Annotated in this window: 20 protein-coding genes; 11 read left to right on the plus strand and 9 right to left on the minus strand. The window is 60.6% G+C overall.

Going from position 1 to position 23,540, the window contains the following annotated elements:
* The first annotated feature begins 65 nt into the window (after positions 1-65).
* From J4G14_09385 to J4G14_09395, 3 genes are all read left to right on the plus strand, one after another.
* Positions 66-2,405, plus strand: coding sequence for an efflux RND transporter periplasmic adaptor subunit (locus tag J4G14_09385; GenBank protein ID MCE2458012.1), 2,340 nt, complete (start codon positions 66-68; stop codon positions 2,403-2,405).
* Positions 2,406-2,426: 21 nt separating this feature from the next.
* On the plus strand, positions 2,427-3,638 hold the full coding sequence (locus tag J4G14_09390) for an ABC transporter permease (protein ID MCE2458013.1): 1,212 nt from the start codon (positions 2,427-2,429) through the stop codon (positions 3,636-3,638).
* A 327-nt stretch (positions 3,639-3,965) separates the two neighbouring features.
* The gene (locus J4G14_09395) at positions 3,966-4,928 is read left to right on the plus strand and encodes a hypothetical protein (GenBank protein ID MCE2458014.1); all 963 of its coding nucleotides are present in this window, start codon (positions 3,966-3,968) and stop codon (positions 4,926-4,928) included.
* 11 nt (positions 4,929-4,939) lie between these two features.
* Here the strand turns inward: J4G14_09395 and J4G14_09400 are convergent, their stop codons facing one another.
* Positions 4,940-5,950: an NHL repeat-containing protein gene (locus J4G14_09400; protein ID MCE2458015.1), complete on the minus strand. Its 1,011-nt coding sequence runs from the start codon at positions 5,948-5,950 to the stop codon at positions 4,940-4,942.
* An 85-nt stretch (positions 5,951-6,035) separates the two neighbouring features.
* Positions 6,036-7,433 (minus strand): DUF1800 domain-containing protein, encoded by a 1,398-nt coding sequence (locus J4G14_09405; protein ID MCE2458016.1) that lies wholly within the window; start codon positions 7,431-7,433, stop codon positions 6,036-6,038.
* Positions 7,434-7,700: 267 nt separating this feature from the next.
* Between J4G14_09405 and J4G14_09410 the strand changes: the two genes are divergently transcribed.
* Both J4G14_09410 and J4G14_09415 read left to right on the plus strand, forming a co-directional pair.
* Complete coding sequence (locus J4G14_09410) at positions 7,701-8,573, plus strand: amidohydrolase family protein (protein MCE2458017.1); 873 nt, start codon at positions 7,701-7,703, stop codon at positions 8,571-8,573.
* Positions 8,574-8,618: 45 nt separating this feature from the next.
* Positions 8,619-9,167, plus strand: a complete 549-nt coding sequence (locus J4G14_09415; GenBank protein MCE2458018.1) for a Uma2 family endonuclease — start codon at positions 8,619-8,621, stop codon at positions 9,165-9,167.
* A gap of 123 nt (positions 9,168-9,290) precedes the next feature.
* Here J4G14_09415 and J4G14_09420 read toward each other — a convergent pair whose 3' ends face one another.
* Entirely contained in the window at positions 9,291-10,049 is a 759-nt protein-coding gene (locus J4G14_09420) for a glucose 1-dehydrogenase (protein ID MCE2458019.1), read from the minus strand.
* A 384-nt stretch (positions 10,050-10,433) separates the two neighbouring features.
* On the opposite strand from J4G14_09420, the gene J4G14_09425 reads away from it, so the two are divergent.
* Positions 10,434-11,672 carry a CoA transferase gene (locus J4G14_09425; GenBank protein ID MCE2458020.1) on the plus strand — a complete coding sequence of 413 codons (1,239 nt, stop codon included), beginning with the start codon at positions 10,434-10,436 and terminating at the stop codon, positions 11,670-11,672.
* 202 nt (positions 11,673-11,874) lie between these two features.
* Complete coding sequence (locus J4G14_09430) at positions 11,875-13,194, plus strand: NtaA/DmoA family FMN-dependent monooxygenase (GenBank protein MCE2458021.1); 1,320 nt, start codon at positions 11,875-11,877, stop codon at positions 13,192-13,194.
* A gap of 306 nt (positions 13,195-13,500) precedes the next feature.
* On the opposite strand, the gene J4G14_09435 is transcribed toward J4G14_09430, so the two are convergent.
* Positions 13,501-13,917 (minus strand): DUF1801 domain-containing protein, encoded by a 417-nt coding sequence (locus J4G14_09435; protein ID MCE2458022.1) that lies wholly within the window; start codon positions 13,915-13,917, stop codon positions 13,501-13,503.
* Between the two features lie 150 nt (positions 13,918-14,067).
* Here J4G14_09435 and J4G14_09440 point away from each other — a divergent pair, with 150 nt between their 5' ends.
* From J4G14_09440 to J4G14_09450, 3 genes are all read left to right on the plus strand, one after another.
* Positions 14,068-14,856: a 2,4-dihydroxyhept-2-ene-1,7-dioic acid aldolase gene (locus J4G14_09440; protein MCE2458023.1), complete on the plus strand. Its 789-nt coding sequence runs from the start codon at positions 14,068-14,070 to the stop codon at positions 14,854-14,856.
* A 207-nt stretch (positions 14,857-15,063) separates the two neighbouring features.
* Positions 15,064-15,423 carry an OsmC family protein gene (locus J4G14_09445; GenBank protein MCE2458024.1) on the plus strand — a complete coding sequence of 120 codons (360 nt, stop codon included), beginning with the start codon at positions 15,064-15,066 and terminating at the stop codon, positions 15,421-15,423.
* 239 nt (positions 15,424-15,662) lie between these two features.
* Complete coding sequence (locus tag J4G14_09450) at positions 15,663-17,015, plus strand: MFS transporter (protein MCE2458025.1); 1,353 nt, start codon at positions 15,663-15,665, stop codon at positions 17,013-17,015.
* Positions 17,016-17,238: 223 nt separating this feature from the next.
* Here the strand turns inward: J4G14_09450 and J4G14_09455 are convergent, their stop codons facing one another.
* The 5 genes from J4G14_09455 to J4G14_09475 all read right to left on the minus strand — a co-directional run bounded on the left by J4G14_09455 (position 17,239) and on the right by J4G14_09475 (position 22,917).
* Complete coding sequence (locus J4G14_09455; protein MCE2458026.1) at positions 17,239-17,985, minus strand: alpha/beta fold hydrolase; 747 nt, start codon at positions 17,983-17,985, stop codon at positions 17,239-17,241.
* A gap of 163 nt (positions 17,986-18,148) precedes the next feature.
* Positions 18,149-18,895: an alpha/beta hydrolase gene (locus tag J4G14_09460; protein MCE2458027.1), complete on the minus strand. Its 747-nt coding sequence runs from the start codon at positions 18,893-18,895 to the stop codon at positions 18,149-18,151.
* A 245-nt stretch (positions 18,896-19,140) separates the two neighbouring features.
* Entirely contained in the window at positions 19,141-20,166 is a 1,026-nt protein-coding gene (locus tag J4G14_09465) for an NHL repeat-containing protein (protein ID MCE2458028.1), read from the minus strand.
* A 98-nt stretch (positions 20,167-20,264) separates the two neighbouring features.
* The gene (locus J4G14_09470) at positions 20,265-21,398 is read right to left on the minus strand and encodes a DUF1501 domain-containing protein (GenBank protein ID MCE2458029.1); all 1,134 of its coding nucleotides are present in this window, start codon (positions 21,396-21,398) and stop codon (positions 20,265-20,267) included.
* A 124-nt stretch (positions 21,399-21,522) separates the two neighbouring features.
* On the minus strand, positions 21,523-22,917 hold the full coding sequence (locus J4G14_09475; GenBank protein MCE2458030.1) for a DUF1800 domain-containing protein: 1,395 nt from the start codon (positions 22,915-22,917) through the stop codon (positions 21,523-21,525).
* 298 nt (positions 22,918-23,215) lie between these two features.
* Between J4G14_09475 and J4G14_09480 the strand changes: the two genes are divergently transcribed.
* On the plus strand, positions 23,216-23,540 hold a 325-nt coding region (locus J4G14_09480; GenBank protein ID MCE2458031.1), incomplete at its 3' end, for a transposase family protein.

A 23,540-nucleotide genomic window follows, 5' to 3' on the forward strand; every position in this document is an offset into this window, starting at 1 on the left:
CTTTTCCACAGCCAGACCGTTACCTTATTTGGGTATCAACAGCCAACTGCGTGTAAGGAATAGGAATGACCGCACTGTCGAAAGTCTTGGAAAGTCTCAGGTCGTGGAAGTTGTGGGTCGGTGTGGTCGTTCTGGTCGCGGTAGCCGGAGGCGGCTATTACGGCTACGGAGTCTGGACCGACTCGAGTGCCGAGGAAGAAGATGGACAGACACAGCTCGTCCCTGTCACGCGCGGCGACCTCGTTAACGACGTCAGCGTGACCGGAACTCTGACGTACACGACTCGCGAGACGCTTACATTCGCCCAGCAGGGGACAGTCTCCGATGTCATCGTATCTGAAGGCGACATTGTGTCTGCCGGCGACCCGCTCGCAGTCCTGGACGCTGAGACCGTTGCGAACCTCGAGAAGGCCATAGCCCAGGCGCGGGTCGACGTCCGCGCCGCCGAAGACGCGCTCGAAGACGCCAGGAGCCCATACACGGCTGTGCAGATCGCCCAGGCCAAGTCTGACGAGGTGGATGCCCGGCAGGCCCTCCAGGATGCCCAGGAGGAGCTGAGTGATCTCGGAGTCGTCGCAGCCGACCAGTTGGCGCAGGCCAGGCTGGACATCCTGAATGCCCAGGCCGACCTAGAGACTGCCATAGAGAACAAGGCCACGCTGGCCACTCCAACGAACGAGGACGTCGTGAGGGCTAAGGCCGACGTTACGGCAGCCCGCGTGGCGCTGCAGGACGCCGAAGACGCCCTCGACACGCTGCTGAACCCTGACAGCGATGAGATCGGCGACCGCATAGCCGAGCTTCAGTCCGACATCGACTCAGCCGAGCAGACGCTGGTCACCGAAAGGCTCGACCTCGAAGCCGCAGAGCGCAATGCCGAGGACCGGATTCAGCCCGTCGCAGAAGATCTCGACACGGGCCAGGCCGACTACAACGACCTCTTCGTAAAGTGGCTCGGCATGAGCCCAGCTCCTGATTTGGGAGAGTCCCCCGAGGCCATCTTCGCGGCACATGACATCGACTTGGAGACCGTCTTCGAGGGGCCCCGCACTGAGGAGATGCAGCAGCAGTTCTTCAGGGGCGAACTGAGCGACGATCCGGAAACTCCCTGGGACGAACTGATCGTGATGTCCTGGGTGGCGCTCTATCTCGGCGAGATTCTCGTGGACTGTGAGTCTGACGATTCCGTCCCCAATCGCTACTGTGTCACCGGTGAGTTCGACGATGCCTATGAGGCCATCGTTGAGCTGACTGATGACCTTCAGACTGTCGAGGCTGAGGAGTCAGAGAAGATCTGGGATGCGACAGTCGCCCTCAGCAATGCCGAAGACACTCTCAAACTCCGCCAGCAGGACCTGGAAGACTACCTCGCCGAGATCGACGAGGAGCTGGACTCCCTGGAGATTGAGTCCGCCCAGGCAGCGGTTGTGACCGCCGAGGTGGACCTGCTCGATGCCGAGACTGCACTGGCGGAGCTCATGCAGCCCGCTGAGCTCGACATTGGTCTTACCGACCGCGAGATCGAGCTCGCCCAGGCCATGCTGGCAGATGCCGAAGAGGCCCTCGCCGCGCTTCTCGAGGACCCTGACCCAATCGACCTGCTCGTCAAACAGGCCGCAGTGAACCTCGCGCTTGAGTCCCTGGCAGAAGCCGAGTCGACGCTCGAGGAGTACAACACCATCGACCAGTTGGACATCGAACTCAGACAGGCCGAGGTGGTGGCGGCGCAGGCGTCTCTTGAGACGGCGGTCGTCAACCTTGAAAGCGCCACTCTTCGCGCTCCATTCGACGGCATCGTTGTTGTCCTGAACATCGAGTCCGGTCAGCAGGTCAACGCCAACACAGAGGCCGTCGAGATTGCTGATCCGTCAGTCGTCGAAGTCAGCGGATCAGTCGACGAGATCGATGTCCTGTTCCTGCAGGAGGGAGCGCGCGCGGCCGTCAACCTGGAGGCTCTCGGAACGCAGACGCTGCCCGGGACCGTCTCCTCCATTGCCACCGTCGGCACCTCTCAGCAGGGCGTCGTGACCTACCCGGTGACCATCCGGGTGGAGTCCTCGGCAAACAACCAGCTTCCCGAGGGGCTGAGCGCCACTGCACAGGTGGTTATTCGCGAGCAGACCGACTCGCTGCTGATACCCTTGCAGGCGCTCTACGGCTCGGTGCAGGCCCCGATTGTCAGAGTGGTGAACGGCGACAGCACTGTCGACAGGCAGGTCTCGCTCGGCATTAGCGACGACTTCTGGATCGTGGTCGAGGACGGCCTGGCTGAGGGCGAGTTCATCAGCATGGAAGTGGTCGGCAGCTCCACGAGCCAGTTCGGAGGAATCGGAGCCACGTTCCGCGCCGTAGGAGGATTCGGCGGTCCAGGAGGAAGGGGAGGAGGCGGTCCGCCGAGAAACTGATCGGCTAGCCCAAATCTACCAATGTCACCACTACAGACAATTAGGACAGCCATCGCCTCCCTTGAGGCCAACAAGCTCCGCGCAGGACTCGCGCTGCTGGGCATCGTCATTGGTGTCACTGCCGTCATCACGCTCATGTCGATCGGACGCGGCGCAACCCAGCAGATCACCGGGATCATCCAGGGTCTGGGTACCAACCTCCTGTTCGTACAGCCTGAGGGAGACGACGCGCAGCTTACCCTTGGCGATGCCGACGCTCTGGTTGACCCTCTGTTCGCCCCGACCGTAGTTGCCGCCGCGCCCGAAATCCGCAGCTTCGCGACACTCGCTGCCGGCCGGGATAACACCTCGGCCCAGGTGGTCGGTGTGACCCCCGAGTACCTCGGCGCCCGCGGCCTCGACCTCGCCAGCGGCATGTTCATCAGCTTCGCCCACGTCGATAACCGGGACGAGGTAATCGTTCTGGGCTCCAACGTTGCAGAGCAGCTCTTCCAGAACCGTGACCCGGTCGGCGACTACGTCCGCGTAAACGCTCGCAGGTTCAGGGTGATAGGTGTTCTTGAAAGCCAGGGCGGCAGCGGGTTCGGCACGTTCGACACCCAGGTGTTGATACCCATAACCACCGCGTACTACCGGCTCAGCGGAGACCGAACGTCGACCGGCGACATCTCGGTGAGCCTCATCAACGTCCAGGTTAGAAGCGTCGACGAGGTCGACCGCAGCATCGAGGAAGCGAGCGGCGTGCTACGACTGCGCCACCGCATAACCGGCGAGGACGACTTCACCGTCATCAGCCAGCAGAGCACGATCGAGACGCTGGAGGAGACGACTAACACGCTCGTCGTCTTCCTCGGCGTGATCGCAGGCATCTCCCTGCTCGTGGGCGGCATCGGCATCATGAACATAATGCTGGTGTCGGTCACCGAACGCACCCGCGAGATCGGCATCCGCAAGGCGATGGGCGCAAAGCGGAGCGACATCCTCTTCCAGTTCGTTGCCGAAGCGACTGTCCTGAGTATCGGAGGCGGCCTTCTCGGAGCGGCGCTCGGCTTTGGCATGACCAACCTTGTCGACGGACGCTCCTTGGGAAGTCAGACCTTCTCAACGAGCTTCAGTCTCGAATTCGCCATCCTAGCCCTCGCCGTGTCCGCCGGAATCGGCCTCTTCTTCGGCATCTACCCAGCCGCCAGAGCGTCCGGCCTCCACCCAATAGACGCCCTGAGATACGAATAACCCGAATTCGTAGGTAAGCATAATGTTCAGCCTTGGAACTAATTCAACTGATCCCCTCTCCCTCAGGGCTGATAGGGGTAGGTATTTACTAACCGTCATTCCCGCGAAAGCGGGAATCTAGGGGCTGGGGGTGTCCTTCGACAAGCTCAGAGCCTGCACCGGGCTTGATCCGGTGACGAACGAATTGCTGGTTTACAAACCCCCTCTCCCTTGACGGGAGAGGGCTGGGGTGAGGGTGAAAACCTCGATTACCAACCTCCATTGGCTCCCTCAGAGTGAGGCTGGCAGTGGCCTCAACACCATCCCCCCACAGAAAGCGAGAATCAATTGAAAGCAAAGCTGAGCATCTTCGCAGGGATGGTGATACTCCTACTTCTCCTCGCGTGCGGGTCCTCCGAGCAGGAAGTAAGCCCCACCACCGCACAGGTCGCGGACGTGTCTCAGTTCCCAACCCCCACGCGCTCCCAGGCCGAGCCGCAACCCACCTCTCCACCGGCAGTCGCCCAGGTGCAGACGAGCCAGGACGCTGGCGGCTCCAACGACGAGCAGCCACCAATGACTGAAGAAGAGATCCAGGATCTTAGGCAGCGACTTCAGAGCGGCGAACTGAGCGAAGAGGAAGCTCGCCAGGCGTTCCAGAGGCTACGATCACAGTTCGGCGATGGCCCCGGCGGACCCGGTGGCAGCCAGGTCGCAGGCTCCATCGAGAGCCTCGAAGAGAGTTCTCTCACGGTCGCGACAGACCTTGCCTCCGTCTCCGTAAACGTCGGAACGGACGCCGTCATCAGGGTCACGTCAGTCCTCGAACCGACGGCCCTGGCAGACGACACCCAGGTAATGGTCGTAAGCGAACGACTGGAGGGCAAAACGCTCGCCAGAGTGATAACCATCATTCCCGAGGGTCAGACAGGGTTCCGAGGCGGCGGACTGGGAAGGCTTGGCGGGGGACAGGGAGCACCCGGCGGTGGCCAGGGTGGGTTCGGCCCCAATCAGGCCGCCCCCGGTGGAGGCCAGGGCGGATTCGGCGCCAACCGTGGTCTTTTCGGGACCGTCACAGGCGTGAGCGACACCGGATTCACACTCGAGACTCAGCAGGGCCCTCTCCCGATAGCCATTGACGAAGACTCAGTCATCCTAGAGACACGAGAGGGAGCCTTCACCGACCTTGAAGTCGGAATGCAGGTCCGAGTAGCAGGCCCCGCCGCCGAGAACGGCACCATAGAAGCCCGCTCCGTAATAGTCACCCCCGAAGGCCTCGAAGACACCCGCCCCATAAACACCGGCCTCTAGGGTTCAACCCCTCATATATTGAACTGCGGCTCGCTGTAGTCCCGCACCTTGTTGTAGATCTGGATGCGCCAGCGTTGCGTGTCGGCGACCATGAGCCTCGACCCGTGCGGGTCGAACGCGACTCCCATTGGCAGCGCGAAGTGCTTTTCCGGATCTAGCGAGTACACCCGCCGCCGCGCCTTGTGAACGTCGGGATTGGCTCGGACGAAATCGCTCTGCCACTTCGACAACTCATACGCGTCGCCGATGAACGTGGTGATGTACATCCCGCCCGAGTCGTACGCCTGGACCCTGCTGTTCGCCCAGTCGCAGACGTATATGTCGCCGTCCGGGTCGACAGCCACGTCCGACGGATGATCGAACTCGTAGTCGCCCGTCCCGCGACTTCCGAGCCCGAACACGAACCCGCCGTCGCCATCGAACTTCTGGATTCGGTGGTTCTTGTAGTCGGCGACGTACACGAAGCCTTCGACGTCTGTAGTGATGCCCCAGGGCGACAGGAACTCTCCGTTACCTGAGCCTGTGGAACCCCACTGCGAGATGAGGCTGCCGTCTCGCGTCAGCTTCTGTACCCGGTCGTTGAGCGCGTCGACGACCAGCACGTTGTCGTTGTAGTCGATAGCGATGCCCGAGGGCCTCCTGAACTGTCCATCACCGTCTCCCGATGTGCCGAACGAGCGGACGAAGTCCCCTTCCACGGTGAACACGGACACGCGGTCTGTCCAGGCGTCGGTGACGTATATGTTGCGCTCCGAGTCCAGCGCGACGCCGGTTGGCCACACGAACTGTCCCGGACCCTCTCCGTACCCGCCGCCTATCATGTTGACGATCCGCTCATCGCCGGGCTCGCCGCCCAGAGAGATCCGGGTCACGTTGGGGGACAGCTCAAGGATGCCCTTGATGATCGTGAACAGTTCGTTCTCGTCGCCGATGGCCAGGGCTATCGGCTCAAGCGTCTCGTTGGGGTCCCCGATGACGTGGCTGTAGTCATAAACGCGATTGCCAATTATCTTGGTGAGCATGATGTCGATTCCTTTTCGCCGTAGCGAACGACCTGACTTGCAAGGGGCCGAAGAGATCGATCAGCTGGGCCGTGAACCCTATCACTCACGCAAACTGGTACTCCCTCGTGGCAACTATTAGCTGGAGCAACTCCGCAACGCGCTGTGCCGACTTGGCCTCGTTCTCCTCGTCCCAGGCGAACTCGCCAAGGATCCGGGCGTGCTCGATCAGTTCCGTGCGCGTCTCGTCGTTCAAAGCGATCGGTCCGAGCAGGTCGATACAGGCATCCACAGCCGACTCCGGCGACGCGCCCGATGCCCTGACACGCTCGATGATGTCACGCACTCCGGGTCGGTCAGTCTCGCTGACTATGTCGGCAACGAAGTTGGCACGCTTCATTAGCGAGCTGCTGTTGATCCACTCGACTCCGTAGTGCCAGCCTTCGACGCTCGGAGGATTGAGCAGCTCCTGTCCCATGTACGTGATCTGGTTGCAGTAGTCGTACACGTGCAGGCTCGGGAGCTCTGCGCCGCCGACCATCCTGAGCGCGCTGACGACGACCTCGGTCGGATTCTTGACCTTCGTGAAGCGGGCCTCTTTGAAGAAGTCCGAGTTGAACAGGACTCGCAGCGTGTGGCGCATGTCGAAGTCCGACTCCGACAGCGCATTTGCGATGACCTCGATGGCCTCAGGATCGCGCGGAGGCGTCACCTGCCACGCCGGCACCTGTACCTCGTCCGCGACGAAGAAGCCGTACAGGTGTCTCGCGATGAACCTCGCAGTCGCGGGCTGCGCCAGCACGATGTCGATGATGTCCTCGCCGTCGAAGTTTCCCCTATGGCCGAGGAACGTCTTCTCACCCTCGTCGTGGTCGTCGGGACGGAACTCGAAGTGCCAGTCCCAGCGTCCCATGTGGTACCTGGGCAGCTTCGGGCTTATCGTCCAGCCAGTGAAGGCGCGGGAGCACTCGTAGATGTCTTCCTCGGTATAGTTGCCGACACCCATGGTGAAGAGCTCGAGAAGCTCGCGTCCCCAGTTCTCGTTGACAGCCGAGGCGTGGTTCTCGTGGTTGTCGAGCCAGTACAGCATTGCGGGATTGTGAGCAACGTCCAGCAGCAGCTCGCGGTACTGCCCGAGGCCCTTCTCACGGAAGATGTCGACCATATCCATGACCTCGTCATAGTGATCGACCTTCGAGACACCGGTGGCGAAGATCTGGTGCCAGAAGAGGGACATCTTCTCCTGGAGAGGCGCCTTCGTGTTGATCATGCGCCACACCCAGCCCGACTGTCCCATGCCGTTCAGCGTGTCCGGCTTCCACTGTATGGGCAGATAGCGCAGGAAGTCGTAGAAGTCGAGCGGTTCGTACTCCTCGGGGTGGAGCAGGTCCTCTACCGTCGCTTCGTAGCCCGCGGCGAGACGACGTTCAAGTTCGTCCCGGGTGGCTCCGAACCCGGCCCTGCGCATTAGGTGTGCCATTAACGACAGATGATCGTTTGCCATCTTTCGGCCTCCAAATAACAATCACGGAACGTCGGCAATTGCAGATAGCAGTTAAGGCCGTTTCGGCACGCTCGGATTATACTCCCAAATTTGGTTGTTTTCTCATATTTTTCTACCAATTTCGCCTGCAATTTTCCGGCACATTTTGGCGAAGCTTACGTGAATTTTCTCACATATAGTGATTATGGTTAGCAATATCCATAAGATTGTTTGAGAGATGAATTAGCTAGAGGTTATAATCGCCGCACTCTCAGCCGAGGAGCTGCCATGTCAAAGCCGGATTTCGTCGATGCACACGTCCACTTCTACGACATGAGTCACCCGGAGCTCTTTTACGCCCACTGGCAGCCGGACGAAGACCATCCCGTACTCGGCGCACAGACCAGGCGGTTGGCAGAGCGAAACTGGCTCGCCGAGGACTTCATCGCCGTGTCGCGCGACTCGAACGTGACGAAGGCCGTCCACGTCCAGGCGGCGATAGGCTCGCCCGACCCTGTCACTGAGACTGAGTGGCTGCAGGAGGCCGCCGACAGGACCGGCTTCCCACACGCCATCGTCGCGTACGCCGACCTGCGCGATCCGGGCGTCGAGGCCGTGCTCGAACGCCACTGCGAGTCCCCGAACATGAAGGGGGTGCGCGACTTCTCCTACGGCGACTACCTCGTCGAGCCCGACTTCCACCGAGGCTACGCGCTGATGGAGAAGTACGGCCTTGTCGCCAGCATCGCCGCTCAGTGGCCGGACATGGAGAAGTTGCGCGACCTCGCTGCAAGGTTCCCCAACACCGTCATAGTCCTGGACCACGCAGGCGGCCCAATGGAGCGCACCCCGGAGTACTTCAGAAACTGGAAGCAGGGGATGCAGACCGCCGCTGAGGCTGAGAAAGTCATCTGCAAGATCTCCGGCCTCGGCATGGGCGACCACAACTGGACCGTCGACAGCATCAGGCCCTACGTGCTGCACTGCATCGAGACATTCGGCGTCGATCGCAGTCTCTTCGCCACCAACTGGCCCGTCGACAGCCTGTGGAGCGACTACGACACCATCGTAAACGCCTACGACGAGATCACCGCAGACTTCACCAACGCCGAGCGCCAATCCCTCTTCTCAGCCAACACCGAACGCCTCTACCGCATCTGAGGATGCCAGACCCGTATGGTATGCTGAGGCCATAGGAGCGCGAGCATGACCAGCCCCAATCCTGCAATCAAGTTCACATACCAGGACTATATAAACACGCCCGACGACAAGCGCTACGAGCTGATCGATGGAGAGCTGATCTTGGCGCCAGCGCCGCGAAGAGACCACCAGACAGTAGACACGAGACTGGGATGGCGAATCGCCAGATTTGTGGAAGAGAATGCTCTTGGAGTGGTCTACTCCGCCCCTCGCGATGTGGTCCTGTCGGACACAGACGTCGTGCAGCCGGACCTGATGTTCATCTCCAACGAGCGAATGCACATCGACACCGAGGCTGAGGTATGGGGAGGCCCCGACCTTGTCATCGAGATACTGTCCCCATCGACTGCTGGACGGGACAGGACCGTGAAACAGGTACTGTACGCGCGACACGGCGTGAACGAATACTGGCTGATTGACGTCGACGCACACACGATAGAGGTGCTGCTTCTCGGTGACCAGGGATTCGAGCCCGTCGCCACCTACGGCGAGGGCGACACGCTAGCCTCACCCACACTCCCCGGATTCAGCATCCTCGTCGACGATGTGTTCTGAGAAACCCGCTCTTCCTCAGGAAATACACGGGTAGGCAAAAGCGTACAAACAAGCACGAGCACCATCCCTCAGGGAGAGGGCTGGGGTGAGGGTGAAAAGTACCAATACCCCTCCCGGCGACCCCTACGGCCTGATCCCCGACACCCCTCCGTCTATCACCAGCTCCGTCGCCGTAACGAACGACGACTCGTCTGACGCCAGGTACAGCGCGCCGTAGGCAATGTCATCCGCCTCACCGAGCCGGCCCATCGGGATCTCACCGACGCGTGTCTCCGGCCGCACCGTGTTCGTTGCCGCTCTGATCATGTCCGTGTCGATGGGGCCTGGATGAATCGAGTTGGCCCTGATCCCATCCGACGAGAATCGCCCAGCCGTGTTTTTGGTGAACACGCGCACCGCGCCCTTGGAGGCCGCGTAGGCAGGTGACGCCAGTGGTCGTCCCAGGATGCCCGCAATCGACGATATGTTGACGATCGAGCCGCCGCCGGCCCGCTGCATCGCCGGAATCACGTACCGCGTGCCGAGGAATACGCCCTTGGCGTTGACGTCCATCATGGTGTCCCATTCATCGTTCGAGACGTCCATGCCCTCGTGTCTCATGGAGATGCCGGCGTTGTTGACCAGTATGTCCACCTTGCCGTACTTGCTCTCTGCCAGGTCGACAGCTCTCTGCCAGTCATCGTTGCTGGTGACGTCGAGATGCACGTACTCTGCCACGCCTCCCAGCTCCGCAACCCGCGCCTCGACCTGCTTGCCCTCTTCGTCGAGAATGTCCCCGAAGACGACCGCTGCCCCCTCAGACGCGAAGAGCTCAACTTCAGCCGCGCCCTGACCCTTTGCGCCGCCCGTAATGATCGCTACCTTGCCGTCCAGCCTGCCCATGATGTCCTCCTTGAAATTGCCCAGATCAGTAAGCCATACCATCCCGTCATTCCCACCCATCCTGTCATTCCCGCGAAAGCGGGAACCCATTATGCCCCCTCTCCCTGAGGGAGAGGGTTGGGGTGAGGGTGAAAACCTTGCCCACCAATCCGGAACATTTACGTCCCTATTGACGATACTTCCTATGATGCCCCCGCATTATAGACTGGTAAGACTACCTACGGTGATAGACTGACGACAGCAAACAACAGGGTAATCGCATAAACACCCTGGTCCACCTCCAACAGCCCCCTCTCTCTTGACGGGAGAGGGTTGGGGTGAGGGTGATTCCCCTGACAGCAACAGTGAAATCAATAAGGTCATACAAAGACGCGAGGTGAGAAGGTGGTTAACGGACATAACGGAGCGGCGGGGCCTCTGGCTGGAATAAGGGTGCTAGACTGGACGATGTGGCAGTTCGGCCCGGTGGCAGCCTCCATGATGGGCGACATGGGCGCGGACGTGATCAAGATCGAAGCCCTCGACGGCGACGTCGGCAGGGCAGTGGCCCGGATGGAGTCCGCCGAGGCAGGCTTGCCAGCGGGAAGAAACGCCTACTTCGAGACCTGCAACCGCAGCAAGCGCGGCATCGCTATCAACCTAAAGACAGCCGAGGGTCGCGAGATCGCCCACAAGCTGGTCGAGGGCGCGGATGTCATCATCCAGAACTTCCGCAAGGGCGTGGCCGAACGGCTTGAGATGGACTATGACACGCTCAAGAAGATCAACCCCAGGCTGGTCTACGCTTCGGCGTCCGGGTTCGGACCCGAGGGGCCAGACGCCGAACTGCCCTCTCTCGACGGCTGCGGACAGGCCCGCGCTGGTCTGATGATGTCGGCAACCCCGCCGTGGGCCAAGCACCCGGTCTCCGTCAGGGGAGCGCCGTCCGACCAGATCGGCGGCATCACGCTCTGCCTCGGCATACTATCGGCGCTGCTGGCGCGCCAGGCGCAGGGTATCGGCCAGAAGGTCGAGGTCTCACACCTCAGCAGCACCATGTTCCTTCAGGGATTGGCGATAGGAATGAACCTGCTGTCCGGCCAGTACATGCCGACACTCAATCGCGAGGACGTCCGTAACTACATGTACAACATCTACCAGTGCAAGGGCGGAAGCTGGCTGAGAATCTCCAACCCGCAGCCTGCACGCTACTGGGGCCCGTTCGTCGAGGCGCTCGGAATCGAGTACATTCTCGAGGACCCCGAAATCGAGGGTGCGCAGGACGGCACCGCCGGTTCTCCCGAACTCCTTGATCTCATCGAAAAGACCTTCGCCTCCAAGACGTACGAAGAGTGGGACGCGATATTCCGCCAGTACGGATTCATCTATGCCAAGATCCAGTCCATCGAGGAACTCCCCGAGGATCCGCAGGTCAAGGCGAACGGCTACATTGCCGACTTCGATCACCCCACCATCGGCCCCATCCAGGTATGCAACTTCCCAATCGCGTTCAGCGAGACGCCGGCCACCATCCGCAGCGGCGCCCCCGAGCTCGGAGAGCACACCGAGGCCATACTCATCGACGAACTCGGCTACGACTGGTCCGACATTGGAACTCTCCAGGAAGCAGGGGCTATACTCTGACGTTGCTTTTTACAAATCATAAACTTTGACAAGCCCTTAGGGGTGTTTGCGGAATGGCCGCAATTGCTAGACAACACACCCCCTCTCCCTCAGGGAGAGGGTTGGGGTGAGGGTGAAAAGGTACGCATACCTTCCTCCGTCAAGGCGGATGAGGTCCTAGAGCAGACATACCTCCTCAGCCCCCACATAACTGGAAAGAAAAATGCCCGGAGACCGCGACAGCAAGATGATCATGGGCGCCTTCCTACAGGCGGCCAACTGCTCCAACTACGCCGCATCATGGCGGCATCCAGCGTCCGACCCCGGGTTCCTCTCCGCACGCTTCTACCAGGAGATCGCCCGCACTCTTGAGGCCGGCAAATTCCACTTCGGCTTCATCGACGACAGGCTCGCCATGCCCAGTCGCTACAACGACTCGGTGGACGACACCGTCCGTCTGGGCATCCGCGCCGTAAAGCTCGACCTCGTCCCTGTGGTGATGGCAATGTCGCTCGCGACCCGCTACCTGGGCGTCAGCGCGACATACTCGACGACCTACCACGCGCCGTTCCACATCGCGCGGCTCTTCTCGACCATCGATCACCTCACCGACGGGCGCGCCGCCTGGAACGTCGTCACCTCCCTTAACGACTCCGAAGCCCAGAACTTCGGCGTGGACGTCCACGCTGAGCACGACAGGCGCTACGACCAGGCCGACGAGGTGATGGAGATCATCACCGGCCTGTGGGATAGCTGGGACGACGGGGCGATAAGGCTCGACAAGCTTGAGGGCGTGTTCGCCGACCCCGACAGCGTCCACAGGCTGGACTACGAAGGCGAGTGGTTCAGATCGCGCGGCCCCCTGACAGTCCCGCGCGCGCCGCAGGGCTATCCGGTCATCATGCAGGCCGGGCAGAGCGACAGGGGACGTGAGTTCGCCGCGCGCTGGGCCGAGACCGTGTTCGCCGTGTTCAGGCAGATCGACGCCGGCCGGCAGATATGCGCCGACATCAAGAGTCGTGCCCTCAAGTACGGGCGCACCGAGAACGACGTCAAGGTCGTCACCGCGGCCTACGCCATCGTCGGCGAGACCGAGTCGTTGGCAAGGGAGAAGCTGTCGTACATCGAGAGCCTTGCACATCCCGCTGACACGCCGGTGCTGCTGTCTGAGCTTCTAAACTACGACTTCGGCCAGCACGAGCCCGAAGAGCGACTCGCCGACAAACACCTGAACGCCATATCAGGCTCACGCGGCATGGCTGAGCGCATGCGCACTTCGGGAGAGGACTATCCCACGTTCGGAGACTTTCTCAGTCAGAGCAGACGCGGCACGATTTGGGAGCTTCCCGTGTTCGTGGGCAGCCCGACCCAGATCGCCGACGAGATGGAAGAGTGGTTCAGGCAGGAGGCCTGCGACGGCTTCATGGTCGCCGCCCAGGACTTCGTCAGAATGGTCGTCCCCGAGCTCCAGCGCCGAGAAGTCTTCCACAACGACTACACCGCCGACACCCTCCGAGGCAACCTCGGCCTCACAAGGCCATAACCACTTAGAACCTATCTCAATCGGCCTACCACTGGCCTCCTCTCCCTTGATGGGAGAGGATTGAGGTGAGGGTGAAAGCCGCAGTCCCCTCGGGTAGCCTGAATTCCAGCCAACGACCCCCTCTCCCTAAGGGCTCACAGGGGTATGTAGACTGACAATTCGTTCGCCCTGAGCCTGTCGAAGGACACCCAGTATCTGGATTCCAACGGCCCCCTCTCCCTTAGGGAGAGGGCTGGGGTGAGGGTGAAAAGTTTGGTTCCGACCATTGTGAGCTTGCCCTGAGCATATACGAGGTCGCTTGGTAGCCTACCCACTCCCCACCCTCATATGCTCCACCGACTGCGATACCAACTCCCTCAGCACTCCCATATCCACATCCGCCAGCTTGTTGATGTACAGACAGGAAGCCCCGGTACGGTGCTTCCCCAGCTTCCCAAGCATCTCCTCGTACTCATCGAACCCCGACATGATGTACAGAGACAGGCTGCTCTTCCTTGGAGAGAAGCCCACCAGAGGCATGTCACCCTCCCTGCCTGACTCGTACTTATAGTGGTAGCTGCCGAACCCGATGATGCTCGGCCCCCACATCTCAGGTTCAAGTCCAGTCACGTCCCTCATCATCTCCAGCAGCACGAACCCATCTTCCCTCCGACGCCTGTTCTCCACCGCCGCCATGAACTCGTCCACACTCGCCCCGGTCTTCACAGTCTTATTCTCAGCCATTTGAAGGATCTCCTAGTGTCTTGGAGCGCGGGCGTCCCGCCCGCATCACCCTCTCAGGGACGATGCACGGACCGCCCCTACTGTCACCATTCCTCTTTCATGGTATATCCTAGGCAAAACTCAGAACCAACGTGAACGGAGGGATAGGTCATGAAACCAAACATACTGCGACAGAAGCTCGAGTCTGGCCAGCCCACAGTCAGCACACATATCCACTCGACGTGGCCTTCGGTGGTCGAGGCTGTCGGGCACACGGGCATCTACGACTATGTGGAGTTCGTGGCCGAGTACGGCCCGTCCGATCTTCACGACCTCGACAACCTTGCACGCGCAGCCGAACTCTACGACATGGGCATGATGATCAAGGTCGACCAGAGCCACCAGGCCTATCTCGCCCAGCGCGCGGTCGGTTCCGGCTTTGGCAGCGTACTGTTCACCGACTCGCGATCTGCGGACGATGTCCGTGAGCAGATCCTGACGATCAAGCCTGACACCCCCGAGGACAAGGGCTGGTACGGCGTTGCCACCCGTCGTCACACCTACATGGGCTACGGCGGCTCGCAGACCTACGTGGACGCGCTCAGAGACACCGTCGTGGCAGTCATGATCGAGAAGAAGGGCGCAGTCGACGAGCTCGACGAGATACTTGAGATCCCAGGCCTGGACATGGTCCAGTGGGGTGGTTCAGACTTCTCCGTCAGCATCGGCAAGGCGGGCCAGCGCACCGACCCCGAAGTGGTCGCCGCGCACGACAAGGTCTTCAAGTCAGCCGTCAAGGCCGGTATCGCCGCCAGGGCTGAGATCCAGTCCGCCGACGAGGCCAAGAAGTACCTCGACATGGGTGTGAAGCACTTCTCGATCGGCACCGACATCACCATCCTGCACGGATGGTGGAAGTCCAACGGCGAGGACCTCTGGAGAGCCATTTCCGGCGAGTAGTTTTTGCAAATCGCTCTTCTCTGATCGATATTGGCCTGAGTATGTTGAGTGAGTAGGAACCGCCCGCTCGTCATTCCCGCGAAAGCGGGAACCCAGGGGTGGGGAGTCCTTCGACAAGCTCAGAGCCCGTCCCGGACTTGATCCGGGAACGAACGGCTAAACTTCACCGCAATTAACTGGGCAGGGTAGTAACACTGGGAGGCAGAAGTGGCAGAACTGGAACGCGCATACGCGGTACGCAGCTACAGCAGCGGCACGCGTGGACGGGCGATCAACAACGCTCGCAACCACCACTGGATAGCGGACGATCCCGGAGGCGATGAGATCGGGGCAGGGGAGCTGTTCCTCTCCGGCATCTCAGCCTGCGCGGTGAACATGATCGAGCGGATCGCCCACGAGGAAGAGATCCCACTGGACTGGATGGACGTCAGCGTCGAGGCATACCGCGACCCGGACGCCGTGCCAGGCGAGCTTACGGTCTATCAGGACATCAAGGTCCACCTACAGATGTGGGGAGTTGCGGACGACGACGGCGACAACCTGGTGGATATCTGGAAACGCCGTTGACCGCTCTACGGTTCGGTCGCAGTTGCGACCCCAAGCACATCGGTCACCTCAGAGTTCTCCCAGGAAGCCAGACAGCGCTAAGTAGATTAGCTTACGCGCCCGAAACTCATTCAACTGACCCCCTCTCCCTTGACGGGAGAGGGTTGGAGCCTGCCCCGGACTTGATCCGGGAATGAGGGTGAAAACCACGAACACATACTCTCTGTCTGCCCTGAGTTCTGAGTAGTCCACCCTCACTCATGTCAAACACCCCCAACTCAGCCCCCACACGACCCGTCTACAGCGGAGACGTCTTCTACTGGCACTACGCCTGGGTGATCGTGACTATCATCGCGGTCATGCAGATGGTCGGCTCGTCCATACGCATGGCGTTCGGCGTGTTCATATACCCGCTGAGCGAGGAGTTCGGCTGGAGCCAGGGCTCGATCACGCTTGCCTACGCGCTGTCGAGCATAGTGACCGCGATGGTATCTCCATTGGCCGGCTTGCTCGGAGACCGCTTCGGCGCACGCAAGTCCATGATTCTGGGCTGCGCCATGTTCATCGGCGGGATGCTGCTGATCGGCGTCGTCAACCAGATATGGCAGTTCTACCTGACGTTCGGTGTGCTGCTCGGAGTGGCGCAGGCGGTATTCCTAGTGCCGCTCATCCCATCTGCAATGACCTGGTTCCGCCGGCACCTGGGAGTCGGGATGGGCTTCCTGATGGCGGCCTGGGGCCTGGGTCCCGCGCTCACCGCACCGCTCATGGGCCTCATGATCCAGCAGCTCGGCTGGCGGGACACGTTCTGGGTCACCGCCGCAGGGTCTGCAGTCATAATGGCCGTTCTGATAGCAAAGTACAGCAATCGGCCAGCGGATCGTGGCCTTGAACCGTACGGTGCCTTGCCCGGCGACCCACCGGCCACACGACGCTCACAGTCGGTCGACCGCGTCAAGCTGTTCACCAAGTTCATGCGCCACACGAAGGCGTACTGGAACCTGAGTTCGATCCACTTCCTCGGCTGCGTTGGCCACGCTGTGATACTCGTATACATCGTGCCGATCGCGATCGAGGAGGGCATTTCCGTCGTTGTCGCCGCCGGACTGCTGACGGTGCTGTCAGGAGTCAGTATCGCCACGCGACTGGCGACTCCGGTACTCTCAGACTACGTCGGTCCCAAGACGGTCATGACTGTCGCCTACGTCCTGCAGGGAATCCCGGTGGTCATGCTCTTCTGGACCCACGACGTGTGGCTCTTCTACGTGTTCGCCGCCGTGTTCGGTATCGGGTACGGCGGAGAGGCGGGCGGATTCCCGATCCTAAACCGCAGGTATTACGGACAAGCGCCCGTAGGCTCAGCGCACGGCTTCCAGATGCTCGGAGCGGGACTCGGAATGGCCGTAGGCGGCTGGGTCGGCGGGATTGTGTACGACTTCATGGGCAGCTACGATCTCGCGCTGATAATATCGGTCGTCGCAAGCCTGCTTGGCGCAGTAAGCATCGTGCTCCTCGAGCGCACCGACCGCCTACTCATCCCCAACTGGGAGACCGATTACCTCCCCGAAGAAGAAGAGCCCGAACCCACCCCCGCCCAAGCCAGCGCCGACTGACTTCTCTCACAAGCAAAGTCCCCTCTCCCTTGATGGGCTGATAGGGGTAGGCAAACTGACAATTCGTTCGTCCTGAGCTTGTCGAAGGACACCCCGGCCCCTGGATTCCGGCCTTCACCTGAATGACGAATTGAGAATGCCTACCCCCTCTCCCTCAGGGAGAGGGTTGGGGTGAGGGTGAAAGCTCCACCCCCAACCTACTTGGACTCCAGCAGCCAAGCTCTTACCCAGCCGCGTGCCTCGTCAGAAACTCACGCACCTGCTCGATCGTCTTGGCCTTCGTGTTCTCATCATCTTTCCAGGGATACGCCGTAACCTCAGCCTTCGGAGCCAGGTCCGCCAGCGCCATCGCAGCTTCCAGGGAGTGTGACGGCGTGTCGTCCGGCATCACCAGGATCGGCGTCTGGCACTCGCTCGCGAACTCCCGCGATACGCTGTACATGAAGTCCGGCTGGATGCGGTACAGGTTGTGCAGGTACTGCTCGACGATCTCCATCGTCACCTCATCCCGCTGTTCGCACAGAGGCAGTCCCCAGGACTCGAGACTGGAGTCGTACGGGGCGTCAGGAGTCTTGCTAGAGTGACCGACCGGCTGGCAGAACACGGCCGCAGCCACGCGCTCAGGGGCCTGCTCGATCAGTTTAAAGGCGAAGGCTCCCCCAATGCAGTACCCCATGAATAGGAACTGGTCGATGCCGAGGTGGTCCATCAGCGCAAGCTGGTCGTCAGCAAACGAGCCCCACGGGTCCTCGACCTGCACCGGTCCGGTGGACTGGCCGCCAATGGCGTTGCGCTGGTCCATCGTGATACAGCGGAAGTCATCCTTGAAAACCTCCATTGCGTTGAACACCTGGTGCGGCCAGACGCTGATAATCGAGTTCAGGCCCCCACCGGGAGTCACCAACAGCGGAAATCCCGAGCCAACCTCTTCATACTCAATGCGGACATCACCATAGGCAAAGGATGGCATTAAAGTACTCTCCTTGTCGGACGTGCGGCTAGGATCGTCGGATAAGACACTCATTAGAGAGTGATTCCTATTTTCCCCGTCCCTCAGAGCCTGCCCCGTACTTGATACGGGGGTGAGGGTGAAATCTCAGCCCCCACTGACACAGAATCCAGCAGTCCCGCCGTCACCCAGCCCCATGCCTCGTCAGAAACTCACGCACCTGCTCAATCGTTTTGGCCTTGACGTCCTCGTCTTCCTTCCACGGATACGCCGTCACCTCAGCCTTCGGAGCCAGTTCCGCCAGCGCCATTGCCGCCTCCAGAGAGTGCGATGGCGTGTCGTCCGGCATCACTAGGATCGGCGTCTGGCACTCGCTCGCGAACTCCCGCGATACGCTGTACATGAAGTCCGGCTGGATGCGATACAGGTTGTGCAGGTACTGCTCGACGATCTCCATCGTCACATCATCCCGCTGCTCACACAGAGGCGGCCCCCAGGATTCGATACCTGAATCGTACATGGAGTCAGGCGTCTTGCTCGAGTGCCCGACCGGCTGGCAGAACACTGCCCCTGCCACGCGCTCCGGTGCCTGTTCGATGAGCTTGAACGCGAACGGCCCTCCGATGCAGTACCCCATGAACAGGAACTGGTCGATTCCCAGGTGGTCCATCAGCGCAAGCTGGTCGTCAGCGAACGCTCCCCACGGGTCCTCGACCTGCACCGGCCCACTGGACTGTCCGCCGTAGGCGTTGCGCTGGTCCATCGTGATACAGCGGAAGTCGTCCTTGAAGACCTCCATCGCGTTGAACACCTGGTTGGGCCAGCCGCTTATCACGGAGTTCAGCCCCCCACCCGGCGTCACCAGCAAAGGAAAGCCCGAGCCAACCTCTTCATACTCGATACGGACATCGCCATAGCTAAGAGACGGCATGACAAACTCTCCTTGTTGGACGTGTGCTTAGGGTCGTGAGATAAGAAGGTGTCTGAAAAGGAAGCCCCAATGCTTCCCCTCCCTTGACGGGAGAGAATTGAGGTGAGGGTGACACATACAGTCCCCCTCATCCCCGGGTCTGGCCCGGGGCAGGCTCTAACCTCTTCTCCCACGAGGGGAGAAGGGACTTCACAGATACCCTCTAAGATGTGGTTGCGTGGACTTGTGAGGGCGGAACCCCCCGCCTACACCGTAGCCAGCGTCGGCGCCCTCATCGGCGCGGACATCTGAGATTCGTTCAGCGGGATGGCCTCGTTCTTGTACACCTGTACGCGGTACGAGCGGTAGTCGGCGACGAACATGAGGCCGTCGCTTACGCGCACCGACTTCGGAGCGCGCAACCGCTTCTGGACCTCAAGGTCAGCCATGTCCCGCAGCCTGTTGGGATAGGCATTGGTCAGCATGTAGTCCCGTGCCACTCGTGACAGGGTCGCGTCCCCGATGAACCGCTGTACGTACTCGCCCTTCTCGTTGAAGAGCTGGATCCTGTCGTTGCCGGTGTCCGCGACGTAGATGTCACCGAACTTGTCGACTGCAACGCCGGTCGGGCGGTTGAACTCGCCTTTCCCAGACCCGGATGAGCCAATCTCGAAGATGAACTCGCCGTCTGCGTTGAACTTCTGCACACGGTCGTTGCGCCAGTCGCCGATGTACACGTCGCCCACTTCGTCCACTGTCACGCCGTATGGCATGTTGAACTCGCCCGGACCATCGCCCAGTGAGCCCCAGCCCGAGATGTACTCGCCGTCCTTGCTGAACTTCTGGACGCGGTGGTTGAGCGAGTCGACGACGTACATGTTCTCGTCGGCGTCGAACTCGATACCGGCTGGGCCGTTTATCTGGCCCTCGCCGTCGCCCTCTTCGCCCCAGCAGCCTAGGAACTCTCCGTCCTTGCTGAATGAGGAGATACGGTGCAGCGCCTCGTCGGACACGTACACGTTCTCTTCACCGTCGCAGATCACGTTCACCGGCCAAGTGAACTGACCCTCGTCCTTGCCGTAACCGCCGATGCCGATCAGGTCGTCGGTCAGCCGCTCGGCGTCGTCAAACGACCAGACACGGATCACTGCCGCGCCGTCGTTCCTGCAGAGAATGTAGAGTCGCCCCTCATCTCCAACGGCGACGTCGAGCGGGAAATTCGTGATTCTCCTCATCCCGAGCGTCTTGAGAAACGGGTAGCCGGCTCTCAGGAGTCCATAGGGTCGTCCCATAGCAAACCTCCGGTTATTGGTCAGTAGGGGCGGGTTTTGAACCCGCCCTTAGTCTCGTTTCAATATCGCCCCAACTCTGGTTTAAAGACCTGCCGCAGCTAGTTGAACGGGTTGATCTGCTCGAACTGCCCGTCGACGATCGGCACTGGGTCGAGCCCTAGCCACTGGTCGAGGATTGTCGAGTAGATGCCGCGGTAGTCGATGGTCCAGTCAAGGTCCTCGCCGTGCAGCCACTTCGACGGCTCGAGCGATGGGTACTCGGAGTACAGCCCGCCGTTGACCCGATCGCCGATGATGAACGCGCCGCCGCCCGAGCCGTGGTCGGTCCCGCTGCCGTTGTCGCGCATACGGCGTCCGAACTCGGTGAACACTAGCATCACGACCTCTTCGGATGCCTCATGGTCGCGCAGGTCCTCGAAGAAGTCGGAGATTGCCCCGCCCAGCTCTGTCAGGAGCTGAGGATGCGTCTTCAACTCGTTCGCATGGTGGTCGTAGCCGCCATGGGCGGAGTAGAAGATGCGCGTGCCGAGTCCGGCGATGTGCGTCCGAGCCACGTCTTTGAGGCTCTTGGCGATAGTGTTGTCGGCATACTCGACTTCCGACGTGTAGGACACCGGAGCCTGCTTCAGGATGTCCGCGCCTGTATACACGTCCGAGCCGGTCTGTGCCAGGTACTCCATGACCGGGCCCGTGCCTATGGCCGGAGAGTACATCTTCTTGAACATGTCCAGCGCCTTGGTGCGCCGCTCCTGTTCCTCGATGCTCGTCATCAGACCGACGTTGTCGAGGTCGCCGACCGAGGTTACGGGAACGCCCGGTGCAACCAGCGCGCGGGGAAGACCCCTGCCGATGTTGACCGCAGTCAGCACGTTCTCTTTGTCAGGGTCGATCTCCCTGATCGTCCGGCCGAGCCATCCCTCGGTGCCCACCTTGACGGGTTCGCAGGTGTGCCAGATGTCCATAGCCCTGAAGTGGGACCTGCTCGAGTTCTCGTAGCCGATCCCCTGTACGATCGCCACGTTGCCCGCGTCGTACATATCCTTGAGCGGAGCGAGGTTGGGGTTGAAGCCGAGCGTGTCGTTGATCGGCAGCACCTCTTCCTGCGGGATGACCACGGTTGGCCGGGCGTCATAGTAAACCCCGTTGTTGTACGGGACCAACGTGTTCATGAAGTCGTTGCCGCCCGTGAGCTGCACAACCACTAGGACTGGCGGTTTTCCGTTAATCGTCATCTTCGTATCTCTCCCTTGTCACCCATCACTCTTGAGTAGATGTGCAGTTTCACCCTCATCCGTGTCTGTCGAGAGGCAGCAACATCACTAGTCCGCCTCATATGTCCAACTTTAAGCTGGCTGGTTAGGCGAACTGGAACTCCTTGCTTGAAACGATCATCTGCAGCATGTGGATGATCCTGGGTACGCTCTCCTCGCGCTTCTCTGGAGTGCTGAGGTCCAGCGTTCCTCCCGATTCGTCGGCGTACTCGAGCAGCGTCTCGCGGGTCTGGTCACCAACGTCCAGCGGTCCGAGAAGGTCCAGGCACTGGTCGGTGAACTCCTCCGGAGACAGCTGGCCTTTCGAGCTGCCCAGGCGGTCCACGATGTTCCGCACACCAGGGACATCCTCGTCACCGATGTGCTCGACGGCGAAGTTGATCCGCTCGTTGAGCGTACCGCCGTCTATCCACTCCTTGCCCGTGTGCCAGCCCTCGACCGTCGGCGGGTTGAGAAGCTGCTGGCCCATGAGCGTGGAGGCTGTCCCGAAGCGGGTCATCTGCGGCTTGGGGAAATCGAGCGTTCCACCGAACTTCAGCACACCGGCCACTATCTCAGCCGGGCTCTTCACCCTCTTGAACCTGGCCTCCTTGAAGAAGTCGGACAGGAACAGCGTACGCATGATCTCGCGCATGTCTCCGTTGCTGTCGAAGTACGCCCTGACCAGCGTATCGACCGCCTCCGGGTCCTGTGGGGGCTCAACCGACCACGCCGGCACCTGCGGCTCGTCGGCAACGAAGTAGTTGTAGAGGTGCCTCGAGATGAATCTCGCGGTCGCCTCCTGCCTGACGACTATGTCGATGATGTCCTCACCGTCGAAGTTGCCGGTCTCGCCGAGGAACGTCTTGGGACCGTCGTCGTGCAGTTCTGGCCTGAACTCGAACTCGGATGGGTAGTGTCCCTGCGGGTAGAGCGGGACGGGCTGCGTGAACGTCCATCCTGTAAACGCCCGTGACGCGTTCTTGATATCGTCCTCCGAGTAGTTGCCGACACCCATCGAGAACAGCTCCAGGAGCTCGCGGCCGTAGTTCTCGTTCGGCTCGCCTATCTTGTTCTCGTTGTTGTCGAGCCAGAAGATCATAGCCGGATCTCTCGAAAGCTCGACCAGCAGGGTGCGGAAGTCTCCGAGTCCCTTGTCGCGGAACATCTGGATGTGCTTCACCATGGATCTCGGGTGCTCGACCTTGCTGACGCCAGTTGCAAAGACGTGGTGCCAGAATAGCGCCATCTTCTCCACGAGCGGCCGCTTGGTGACGACCATGCGGTAAATCCAGGTTCCTGCCCAGATGACGTGGTTCTCTCCGTCCACGTACCTGGTGATGATGTCTTCGTCCAGTGCAGGGCACCGTTCCGGGTTGACGAGGTCTTCGACAGCTTCTTCGTATCCCCTCGCAGCATACGCTTCAAGCTCTTCCCTCGTGGCACCGAATCCGGCCCTTCTGAACAGGTGGGCCATTAGACCAAGGTCTGCGGCAGCCATGTCTCCCTCCCATACGCCGATATTGTCAAACCGATTCAGCATTTTACGTTCACGCAACTATACTATCGCCTAGGTGATGTTTCAACAGGAATTTAGGGTGGCGACGAGCGCAAAACTCCGACTTCCACCCGTCATTACCTTAGACCCTTCAAGTAAGACCCCCTCTCCCCAGGGTCTTTCGATTATTCGAGAAGGGTAATAGACTTTGTGCATGAAAGCGGAAGGACTGGGAGAGAGCCTACTCAGGAAGCTGGAGTAGGTGCCTGATCCCCGATCCGGTCATGGTCGTCGTCACCCATTGAGTGCGATCTTAGCGCTCTCGGTGTGTGCAATGGCCAGCGGCGCCCGCAGTCTCTATGCCATCGCCCAGTGGGGAAGGATGCAGGACCCGGCCACGCTGAAGACGTTGGGGTTTACCAGAGACAGGACCCCTGCGGTATCGACGCTGCACAAGGTGTTCAGCAGTATGGATGTGGATTTGTTCGAGCGTGTGTTGGGGGAGTGGATCGAGTCCCAGTTGGGATCGGAACAGGAGGCAATAGCTATAGATGGCAAGGCGCTGAGAGGGATACACGGAGATGAGATACCTGGAGTCAGACTGGTGTCAGCCTATAGTCATCGCC

This window comes from Dehalococcoidia bacterium (assembly GCA_021295915.1).
Taxonomy (GTDB): Bacteria; Chloroflexota; Dehalococcoidia; order Lucifugimonadales; family UBA1123; genus VXRN01.

What these genes read in the sequence shown, in the direction of transcription:
- J4G14_09385 (MCE2458012.1), top strand. Translation starts at nt 66, where the DNA reads ATGACCGCACTGTCGAAAGTCTTGGAAAGTCTCAGGTCGTGGAAGTTG.
- J4G14_09390 (MCE2458013.1), top strand. Translation starts at nt 2,427, where the DNA reads ATGTCACCACTACAGACAATTAGGACAGCCATCGCCTCCCTTGAGGCC.
- J4G14_09400 (MCE2458015.1), bottom strand. Translation starts at nt 5,950, where the DNA reads ATGCTCACCAAGATAATTGGCAATCGCGTTTATGACTACAGCCACGTC.
- J4G14_09405 (MCE2458016.1), bottom strand. Translation starts at nt 7,433, where the DNA reads ATGGCAAACGATCATCTGTCGTTAATGGCACACCTAATGCGCAGGGCC.
- J4G14_09410 (MCE2458017.1), top strand. Translation starts at nt 7,701, where the DNA reads ATGTCAAAGCCGGATTTCGTCGATGCACACGTCCACTTCTACGACATG.
- J4G14_09415 (MCE2458018.1), top strand. Translation starts at nt 8,619, where the DNA reads ATGACCAGCCCCAATCCTGCAATCAAGTTCACATACCAGGACTATATA.
- J4G14_09420 (MCE2458019.1), bottom strand. Translation starts at nt 10,049, where the DNA reads ATGGGCAGGCTGGACGGCAAGGTAGCGATCATTACGGGCGGCGCAAAG.
- J4G14_09430 (MCE2458021.1), top strand. Translation starts at nt 11,875, where the DNA reads ATGCCCGGAGACCGCGACAGCAAGATGATCATGGGCGCCTTCCTACAG.
- J4G14_09435 (MCE2458022.1), bottom strand. Translation starts at nt 13,917, where the DNA reads ATGGCTGAGAATAAGACTGTGAAGACCGGGGCGAGTGTGGACGAGTTC.
- J4G14_09440 (MCE2458023.1), top strand. Translation starts at nt 14,068, where the DNA reads ATGAAACCAAACATACTGCGACAGAAGCTCGAGTCTGGCCAGCCCACA.
- J4G14_09450 (MCE2458025.1), top strand. Translation starts at nt 15,663, where the DNA reads ATGTCAAACACCCCCAACTCAGCCCCCACACGACCCGTCTACAGCGGA.
- J4G14_09455 (MCE2458026.1), bottom strand. Translation starts at nt 17,985, where the DNA reads ATGCCATCCTTTGCCTATGGTGATGTCCGCATTGAGTATGAAGAGGTT.
- J4G14_09460 (MCE2458027.1), bottom strand. Translation starts at nt 18,895, where the DNA reads ATGCCGTCTCTTAGCTATGGCGATGTCCGTATCGAGTATGAAGAGGTT.
- J4G14_09465 (MCE2458028.1), bottom strand. Translation starts at nt 20,166, where the DNA reads ATGGGACGACCCTATGGACTCCTGAGAGCCGGCTACCCGTTTCTCAAG.
- J4G14_09470 (MCE2458029.1), bottom strand. Translation starts at nt 21,398, where the DNA reads ATGACGATTAACGGAAAACCGCCAGTCCTAGTGGTTGTGCAGCTCACG.
- J4G14_09475 (MCE2458030.1), bottom strand. Translation starts at nt 22,917, where the DNA reads ATGGCTGCCGCAGACCTTGGTCTAATGGCCCACCTGTTCAGAAGGGCC.